This window comes from Actinomyces bouchesdurhonensis, assembly GCF_900128465.1.
Lineage (GTDB): Bacteria > Actinomycetota > Actinomycetes > Actinomycetales > Actinomycetaceae > Pauljensenia > Pauljensenia bouchesdurhonensis.
This window is the reverse complement of record NZ_LT635866.1, coordinates 299,658-305,979: the sequence shown is the minus strand read 5'-3', so window position 1 is coordinate 305,979 and position 6,322 is coordinate 299,658. Positions and strand designations below refer to the sequence as shown.

At 61.9% G+C, this 6,322-nt stretch carries 3 protein-coding genes, 1 rRNA gene, 1 pseudogene and 2 other annotated features; of the genes and pseudogenes, 3 read left to right on the top strand and 2 right to left on the bottom strand.

Translation table 11 applies throughout. The annotated features are described in order from the left end of the window. Both BQ7477_RS03805 and BQ7477_RS03800 read left to right on the top strand, forming a co-directional pair. A pseudogene (locus BQ7477_RS03805) lies at window positions 1-331 on the top strand (alcohol dehydrogenase catalytic domain-containing protein); the annotation flags it as partial. 117 nt (window positions 332-448) lie between these two features. Next, on the top strand, window positions 449-1,264 hold the full coding sequence (locus BQ7477_RS03800; RefSeq protein ID WP_073982864.1) for a hypothetical protein: 816 nt from the start codon (window positions 449-451) through the stop codon (window positions 1,262-1,264). 101 nt (window positions 1,265-1,365) lie between these two features. Here the strand turns inward: BQ7477_RS03800 and BQ7477_RS03795 are convergent, their stop codons facing one another. Together BQ7477_RS03795 and BQ7477_RS11375 are read right to left on the bottom strand one after the other, a co-directional pair. Then, entirely contained in the window at window positions 1,366-2,847 is a 1,482-nt protein-coding gene (locus tag BQ7477_RS03795) for an alanine/glycine:cation symporter family protein (protein ID WP_073982863.1), read from the bottom strand. Window positions 2,848-2,910: 63 nt separating this feature from the next. After that, window positions 2,911-3,225, bottom strand: coding sequence for a hypothetical protein (locus tag BQ7477_RS11375; protein ID WP_129582493.1), 315 nt, complete (start codon window positions 3,223-3,225; stop codon window positions 2,911-2,913). Then, window positions 3,211-3,980 (top strand) — a sequence feature (23S ribosomal RNA rRNA prediction is too short). It overlaps the preceding gene by 15 nt. Before the next feature lie 4 nt (window positions 3,981-3,984). Then, window positions 3,985-4,860 (top strand) — a sequence feature (23S ribosomal RNA rRNA prediction is too short). 132 nt (window positions 4,861-4,992) lie between these two features. Here BQ7477_RS11375 and rrf point away from each other — a divergent pair. Next, window positions 4,993-5,109 (top strand): 5S ribosomal RNA (gene rrf / locus BQ7477_RS03790). Window positions 5,110-6,322 lie beyond the last annotated feature (1,213 nt).

Sequence of the window (6,322 nt, the reverse complement as noted above, 5' to 3'; positions counted from 1 at the left end):
GGGCATCATCGAGCGCCGGATCTTCATGCTGGGCACCTCCGGTTCGGACGTGTCCGACATGCGCACGGTTCTGCGCAAGATCGAGGCTGGCATCATCGACACCACGATCTCCCTGTGGGCGGTCACCGGCATGGCGGGCTTCGGCGACGCCATCAACTCGGTCATCAACCGCACCTCGGGCGGCAAGATCATGGTCTTCCCCTCCCTGCACGACCTTGGCCTCACGCCGCTGAGCGAGCTGGCCGAGAAGCTGCCGACGGTCGCCGCGAAGCTCGATGCCGCCGGCCTGTGGACCAAGGAGGCCGAGGAGGCGCTGCTCGCCACGGAGTAAGCGCACGCTCGCGCGATAGGGCCCCGGCTTCGTTCATGTTCCTGGGACGAGGCCGGGGCCTTCGCGTTTCTGCGATAATGAGGGGGCAAGTGTTGCGTTGCGAACAAGGAGGTTGCCGTGAGATTCGACGATTGTGTGACAAGTGAGGGCTACGTCGCGTTGCAGGCGTGGCTGGTCGGCCAGCTGGACCCGCGCACGCCGCACGCGGCGGACCTCTTTGCGCAGGACAGGGAGTGCCTCTACGATGCCTTCCTGTCCGTGCTCGTTGGTACGGGGCTGGGATTCGCCGACTACGACGACAATTGCTCCCATCATGGGCTCTACGCCTTCGACTTTTTCGTGGGCGACAGTGAGGCGCCACCCCGGGGTAGGGGAGCGGACGGGCCGGGGGAGTCCCGCGCGGCAGGGCAGCCCTCCCCGGCGGCCGCCACCCCGGCGATGTGCCACGCGATTGTCGACACGTGGCTCGGTGACGTGGGCAGGCACATCCACTTCGTGGCCTGCGTGATCGCTTCCGTTGCCACCCTCGAGCTCGTCGCGCGGGTGCGCGTCAACGAGTGCATCTTCGAGCTCGACCTGCCCCCGGACTACGCGCGCGCAGTAGCGCCCAAGCCGTGGGAGGACGGGAGCCTGCTGATCGGCTCGCTGGATCCCTGCCTACTCGCCGAAGGGCCGCTCATTCACCTCGAGGCGCGCCCGCGCTACAAGGGACAGGCCCTGTCCCCCTCGGGCTATACCGAGGCCTTGGCATCGGCCGTGCAGATGGGGCTCTCCGTGGAGTCGTCCTCTGCGTTCGCCTTCGGTGCCGCCGCCACTCTGCGCGCTCCGCACGGGGGCCCTGAGATGCTCGGGTGGGCCGCCGACGCAGTGGCTCGAGCCCTGTCCGCGTGCGGGCACACCGGGGGAGTGCAGATCCGAGCGAGCTTCGGATAGGCCTCGGCGCAGAACCCGCCGTCGGCGCCGTTACGCATGACAAAGCCCCGGCCTCGTCGATTGAGACGAGGTCGGGGCAAGGCGTGTGGAGCAGTGCTCGCTTAGACGGTCGCCTTCTCGGCAGCGTCCTTGGCGGAGGCCGGAGCCTTATCCTGCCAGTAATCCAGCTCGGAGGGGTCCAAGCCAATCGAGGAGGCCCTGAACTGCGGGTCGAGGCCCGCCTTACGCTGCGCCGTGTAGTCGTCAGCGCAGTCGACGGCGATCTTGCCGAGGAACACGATAACGGGCAGGTTGATGAGCGCCATGAGGCCCATCAGAATGTCGCCCAGGTTCCACGCGACCTCAAACTTCAGCAGCGCGCCGCAGAACACCAGGGCAGCGGCCGCGAGGCGGAAAACGGTGAGCATCCAGTGCTTGATCTCGATCTTGCCCAGCAGGAAGCGGAAGTTGACCTCGGCGTAGTAGAAGTTGCCGACCAGCGTGGTGAACGCGAAGAGGAACAGTGCAACCGAGATGAATACCTGCGCGACCGGCTGACCCAGAACGGTGGCCATCGCGTCCTTGACGAGGGGAGCACCCGTCACGCCGTTGTCAGAGCCGACGCCCGAGGACAGGACGACAAACGCGGTGAAGGTACAGATGATCATCGTGTCGATAAAGACGGAGAGCATCTGGACGAGGCCCTGCTTGGCGGGGTGCGACACGGAGGCGGAGGCCGCAGCGTTCGGCGCGGAACCGACACCGGCCTCGTTCGAGTAGAGGCCACGCTTGATGCCGTACATCATGGCCGATCCCGCGAAACCGCCGAAGATGGCGTCGAAGTCGAAGGCGCCGTGGAAAATCGCTGAGAACATCGCGGGAATGTTCTGGTAGTTGACGGCGATGACGACCGCGCCCACACCCAGGTAGATAATCGCCATGATCGGGACCATGTAGCCCGTCACGTCGGTGAGGCGGCGAGTACCGCCCAGAATCGACACGGCCATGAGGACCGCGAGGATCGCGCCGACGATCCACGGCGTCCAGGCATTCGCCCAGCTGTAGTGCATGAAGGTGTCAGCCACGTTGTAGGAGGCCAGCAAGTTGAAGCCACCCATGTAGGTCAGAATCAAGACGATTGCGAAGAGGTAGGCAAGCCAGCTCGCCTTCAAAGCAGTCTGGATGTAGTAGGCCGGGCCACCGTAGGAGTGGTGGGGGCCCCGCTTCTTGTAGATCTGCGCGAGCGTCGACTCGATGAAGGCCGAGGCGCCGCCGAGGGTTGCGATAACCCACATCCAGAAAACAGAGCCAGCACCGCCGAGAGTCACGGCAGTGGCGACGCCCGCGATGTTACCGACGCCGACGCGCGAGGCCGTGGAAACCATCAACGCGCGGAAGGAGGACACGCCGCCTTCCTTCTTCGGGGGCTCCATGACGACGCGGAGCGCTTCGATAAACATGCGCAGCGGAAGCGCGCGAGTGAACAGGAAGAAGAAGAGGCCAACCGCGATCAGAAGCGCGACGAGCAGGTACGTATACATGAAGCCTGAAATCGTATCCAGGGTCCCGGCGAGATCAAAGTCCGGGGGCAGGAGTCCATTCATCGTTGTTCCTTGCATTGTCGGAGGCGGCGAGGCCGCTTGGATGATGCAAGTATAGCCACCAGGTCAACGATTGGTAAAGTTTAGGGCAAAAAAATGTGATGGTTTGGGAATGGGTACAGCTCGCGCCCCTGTCGAGGGGAGAATCTTCGCGGCGTAGGGCACATTCTGTTTGATATTCTGTGTGCTGCAACATGAAATCAGGCGATTTTCGGCCTTTAGTGGGGCGAAAAATCCGCCAAAATGGCGGAATCCTGCGGAAAATGCTCCTTGGGAAAGCGTGGGCGTCGCGATTTGACGGCCTGCTTGGAAGTGCGTATTGTTTTCCTTGTTGCGCCGAACGGCAGCGAACGAAGCGAAAAGCTGAAATCGCGGAAACATGGCGCAAAACGCCTTTCGAAAACATGCAGAGCATCTGTGTGTGTTTGATCNCTAACCAATTCGCCTGCACCCCCTCATGACCTTCGGGTTGTGAGTGTGTGTGTGGGTCTTGGGGTCCTGGTGATAGTAGGCAAGCGTGTTAACAGGGGTGACGCAGACAGGTAGCTGCAGTGCGCCGATGGTTGTGCGTATTTAAGGTTGTGGCCCGCCCCTCAGGTAAATCCGGGGGGCACCCAGGGTGAGGACTGATGAGGGACACGTGTGTGCGTGGACTTGTGGTGATCCTATGCTGTCAAGAAAAGCCTCGACGTGAGGGCATGACGCGCCCGTACCCTAAACCGACTCAGGTGGTCAGGTAGAGTATACCGAGGCGTTCGAGTGAATCATGGTTAAGGAACTCGGCAAAATTCCTCCGTAACTTCGGGATAAGGAGGACCCCATGACTTCCTGGCGCCTAGCGTGCTGGTGGGGTTGGGGGGTCGCAGAGAATAGGGAGAAGCGACTGTTTATCAAAAACACAGGTGCGTGCGAAGCCGTAAGGCGATGTATACGCACTGACGCCTGCCCGGTGCTGGAAGGTTAAGAGGAACTGTTAACACCCCCCCTTGGGGTGTGAAGCGGTGAATTTAAGCCCCAGTAAACGGCGGTGGTAACTATAACCATCCTAAGGTAGCGAAATTCCTTGTCGGGTAAGTTCCGACCTGCACGAATGGCGTAACGACTTCTCCGCTGTCTCGACCGTGAACTCGGTGAAATTGCAGTACGAGTAAAGATGCTCGTTTCGCGCAGAAGGACGGAAAGACCCCGGGACCTTTACTATAGCTTGGTATTGGTGTTCGCTTGGACTTGTGTAGGATAGGTGGGAGACTGTGAGGCTGCCGCGCTAGCGGTGGTGGAGTCGTCGTTGAAATACCATTCTGGTTTAAGCGGTCACCTTAACCTTGGCCCGTGATCCGGGTTGGGGACAGTGCCTGGTGGGTAGTTTAACTGGGGCGGTTGCCTCCTAAAATGTAACGGAGGCGCTCAAAGGTTCCCTCAGCCTGGTTGGTAATCAGGTGGCGAGTGCAAGTGTACAAGGGAGCTTGACTGTGAGACCGACGGGTCGAGCAGGTGCGAAAGCAGGAACTAGTGATCCGGCCATGGCACGTGGGTGCGTGGTCGCTCAACGGATAAAAGGTACCCCGGGGATAACAGGCTGATCTTGCCCAAGAGTCCATATCGACGGCATGGTTTGGCACCTCGATGTCGGCTCGTCGCATCCTGGGGCTGGAGTTGGTCCCAAGGGTTGGGCTGTTCGCCCATTAAAGCGGTACGCGAGCTGGGTTCAGAACGTCGTGAGACAGTTCGGTCCCTATCCTCTGTGCGCGCAGGAAATTTGAGGAGGGCCGTCCCTAGTACGAGAGGACCGGGATGGACGAACCTCTGGTGTGCCAGTTGTACCGCCAGGTGCATGGCTGGTTAGCTACGTTCGGAAGGGATAACCGCTGAAAGCATCTAAGCGGGAAGCCTGCTTCAAGATGAGGTTTCCGCGCCCCCGATTGTGGGGTGAGAGGCCCCCGCCAGACGAGCGGGTTGATAGGCCAGAGGTGGAAGCACCGCGAGGTGCTCGTGAGCCGACTGGTACTAATGGGCCAACACTAAACAAACACCCCAAACATGTTATGAGGGGTGAAACAATACAGGCAACACAATGCCGCAACCACTATGCACACCACGATCAACCCACACCCCACCGGCAGGTGGGGGGGCGTGTTGAACACTAATTCTTGTGGTGGTCACAGCACCGGGGAAACGCCCAGCACCATTCCGAACCTGGAAGCTAAGCCCGGCAGCGCCAATGGTACTGCAACCGATAGGTTGTGGGAGAGTAGGACACCGCCACAACACAACAAAACCTGAGGGACGGCACTGCCACACGGCGTGCCGTCCCTCTCCACTTCAACCACCACCAGCACGCCACCGCCAGCCCTACCAGCTGCGCTACCGGCGGCGCCAGTGGCTGTGTCAGTGGCTGCGCTACCAGCAGCGCCACGAGTGACAGCGCACGACCCCCGCCTGGCGAGCTATCCACGAATGTCGCATGCAATTGCCCCAACACCGCGCCCCACCACGCAACCATATCGTAGGAATCGCAACGCTAACACACACCATTGAAAACTCACCCAACCGAATTGCATGCAAAACCACCCCGAGCGCGCGCACCAGCACGTACGTAGGTCCGATGGCATGCGCGTGGGCGCCACACCGCCCCGAACCGCGGCCTCACCGCCACCAAACGGGGGGAACTGCACCATTAGAGGCGCGACACGCCGGCGACACGCCGACAGAACCCTCCTAATGCTGCAAAACCCCCAACCAGCCCTGGGTGCGGAGGGGTCGCAGAGGTGAACTGCGTCCCGGAGTCGCCCGCATCACAGAACATCTGGGCCATCACGCCCATGCCAGCCATTGTTCGTCGAGGTGGTCTGCACTGTGGGCGCCACATACCCGCGAACCGCGGCCTCACCGCCACCAAACGGGGGGGAGTTGCGCTACACGGGGACCCGTGCGTGACTTGCCTGCCGATGACTGCGCCACCAAACGGGGGGAATTGCACCATTAGAGGCGCGACACGCCGCCGACACGCCGAAGGGAGGCTCCTAATGCTGCAAAACCCCCCATCCAGCCCTGGGTGCGGAGGGGTCGCAGAGGTGAACTGCGTCCCGGAGTCGCCCGCATCACAGAACATCTGGGCCATCACGCCCATGCCAGCCATTGTTCGTCGAGGTGGTCTGCGACTTGGGCGCCACATACCCGCGAACAGCGACCTCACCACCCCGAACCGCGACCTCACCACCCCGAACCGCGACCTCACCACCCCGAACCGCGGCCTCACCACCACCAAACGGGGGGAATTGCACCATTAGAGGCGCGACACGCCGGCGACACGCCGACAGAACCCTCCTAATGCTGCAAAACCCCCACCATTACCCCTGGCGTCATGCTCCCTCACGGGTCCAATGGTCCCTCACTGGTGCGGGACTACCCGGCGGGCGCCAATAAACGCCGGAAGGGCGTCGCTGGCGGGGCCCTGCCGCACGGGCGCGGGTAGGGCGGG